General features: G+C 38.2%; 5 protein-coding genes and 1 pseudogene. 5 read left to right on the plus strand and 1 reads right to left on the minus strand.

The features are described 5' to 3' along the window. Positions 1-33: 33 nt before the first annotated feature. The 4 genes from ACFFHF_RS11950 (at position 34) to ACFFHF_RS11965 (ending at position 1,653) form a co-directional block, all read left to right on the plus strand. Entirely contained in the window at positions 34-618 is a 585-nt protein-coding gene (locus tag ACFFHF_RS11950) for an N-acetylmuramoyl-L-alanine amidase family protein (RefSeq protein WP_377058235.1), read from the plus strand. Between the two features lie 248 nt (positions 619-866). Continuing rightward, entirely contained in the window at positions 867-992 is a 126-nt protein-coding gene (locus ACFFHF_RS11955) for a hypothetical protein (protein ID WP_285852375.1), read from the plus strand. A 41-nt stretch (positions 993-1,033) separates the two neighbouring features. Next, positions 1,034-1,513, plus strand: a complete 480-nt coding sequence (locus ACFFHF_RS11960) for a GerAB/ArcD/ProY family transporter (RefSeq protein WP_251626102.1) — start codon at positions 1,034-1,036, stop codon at positions 1,511-1,513. Then, positions 1,510-1,653 (plus strand): hypothetical protein, encoded by a 144-nt coding sequence (locus ACFFHF_RS11965; RefSeq protein WP_224773487.1) that lies wholly within the window; start codon positions 1,510-1,512, stop codon positions 1,651-1,653. Before ACFFHF_RS11960 ends, ACFFHF_RS11965 begins: the two co-directional genes overlap by 4 nt. Here ACFFHF_RS11965 and ACFFHF_RS11970 read toward each other — a convergent pair. Further along, positions 1,623-1,781: pseudogene (locus ACFFHF_RS11970) on the minus strand (Tn3 family transposase); the annotation flags it as partial. The gene ACFFHF_RS11965 and the pseudogene ACFFHF_RS11970 overlap by 31 nt on opposite strands. A gap of 37 nt (positions 1,782-1,818) precedes the next feature. Between ACFFHF_RS11970 and ACFFHF_RS11975 the strand changes: the two are divergent. Then, positions 1,819-2,234 (plus strand): DUF421 domain-containing protein (locus ACFFHF_RS11975; RefSeq protein ID WP_377058234.1); only part of this gene is annotated, 416 nt, incomplete at its 3' end.

The raw sequence follows: 2,234 nt of genomic DNA on the forward strand, positions 1-2,234 counted from the left end.
ACCTTAAATATTTCCCATAGCATCCGAAATCTCTTGGAAAACCATTATGAAGGCCTGCAAATTAAAATGAGTAGAACAGCAGATATTACGCGCAGCTTGAAAGAACGTACAGATGATGCGAATGCTTGGGGTGCAGATTATTTTCTATCCATCCACGTTAATGCATTTAACGGTTCAGCTCATGGGTATGAAGATTATATTCATAACAGTTTGTCTGATTCATCGAGAACAGCGTTAATTCGGGACATTATGCATGAAGAAATTGTCAAAGTAAATAACTTGCATAACCGTGGTAAAAAAAAGGCCGATTTCCATGTACTGCGAGAAACCAGAATGCCCGCTTTATTAACGGAGAACGGATTTATTGATCATGCAAGCGATGCCCAAAAATTAAGAGACCCGAATTGGCGGCAAGCGGTTGCCCAAGGGCATGTTAATGGGTTAGCACGCGCGTTTAATTTGAAGAGAAAATCGACTAATCTGAAAAGCAATATGGCTATTAAACGTGTAATTGTTGACGGTGTGCAAGTAGGGGCTTACGCAGAAGAAGAAAATGTGTTGAGAACTGTACAACGCAACCTGAGAACAGCACAAAGGATTATTATTGAAAATGTGTAGTTTCGTTGGGAAAACGGTTGCTTGACTGCGAGCACGTTAAAGTTTTATCAAAATGGATAGCTAGGCTGGATGAACAAAATATACGCTAAGCCTTTGTCGTGACGGGCTTAGCATTTTTTTCTTGCTCTAAGTTGGTCCGGCCGATATAAGCCAGGACTAGCTTAATATCAGATGAATAGAACGAAGTTGTTGAGGGAATTATAGCTCATGATGTTTCTATTTCCAATTGTTGGATTTGAGGTGAGTTTTTGCCTAAGATTACTCCTATTCAGTCATACATGATTATTATGCTTTCGGTTGGATTAATGAACCACGTTATTATTGGCCCGTTACTGCTAGGAGCATCAAAGCGAGATGCCTGGCTCGTCTCGTAGTGCTTCTTGTTTTTGTCGCTTCACCTGTTTGGATTGGTTGCTTGAACTACATCATTCAAAACATGAACAATCAACACATTAAAAAGTGGCTAGATCAGCACTTTGGAAAGTTTTTATCTGCAATCTTAGTGATTATTTATAGTTTGTTATTATGGCTCATGGGCTTTATTTCCTTAAAAGATACTCTAACATGGACAATCGCATCTTACTTGCCGCAAACACCGATACTAGTTCTTGCGGGAACCACACTTGTTGCATGCTTCTTTGCTACTTTTCAAGGACTCCGTACAATTGCAATTGTGAGCGGAATATTGTTGCCATTTGTTGTTATTCTGGGGCATCTTGTGGCGATTGCCAATTTTCAGTTTAAAGATTATACCTTGCTTTTTCCATTGTTAGAAAACGGGACAGCTCCATTATGGAAAGGCGTTCCTTACGTTGCCGGGGGATTGCTGGAGTTGTCTTTCTTGATGTTGCTGATTCAGCACAAATTAACAAAAAAACAGGATTTAAAAGCTTGATGTTGATGTGCTTCATCCTTACAGGACTTACGTTAGGACCATTAATGGAATCGATTGCGATATTTGGCCCTGATGAAGCGGCTAACCAAAGATACCCCGCTTACGCTCAATGGGTCAGTCCGATTATTTGGTCTGTGTAACCAGCTGTGTCTGTATAATGCTCTACTATATTTAGATCCGTCTCATGGTGTAACAAACCATCCAAAACATGAATCGCATCCCTTGAATTAGTATGAATAATCTTTGTGTAATAAGAAGAAAATTGATCTTACAACTAAGTAAAATTTATATTGGAGGAAAAAACTTTGGAAGAAGTTAATATTGGTTTACTGACTATCAAAGTCATCGTTGGTTTTGCAACTTTATTTTTTATCATTATCATAACAGGCAGAACATCCATCTATCAGTTAACCCCGCTTCACTTAGTTTTTGTGTTAGTACTTGGAGATTTTTTAGGAAATACCATTTATGAAGATAAGGTAGGGATTTTTTATTTTTTATATGCCATCGGATTGTGGACGCTTCTTATGTTGGGAATAGAGTTTATGACTCTAAAAAATAAATCGACACGTTCTCTCTTATTAGGCAATCCTGACATCATCATTCGAGATGGTGTTATGGACAGAAAGTTACTTACAAAGAACAAATTGGATGTAAATCAAGTATTGAGTATACTCCGTCAAAATAATGTCTTTTCAGTTCGCGAAGTCAAATACGGTAT

This window comes from Robertmurraya beringensis, assembly GCF_042433785.1.
In the GTDB taxonomy this organism is placed as follows: Bacteria; Bacillota; Bacilli; order Bacillales; family Cytobacillaceae; genus Robertmurraya_A; species Robertmurraya_A beringensis.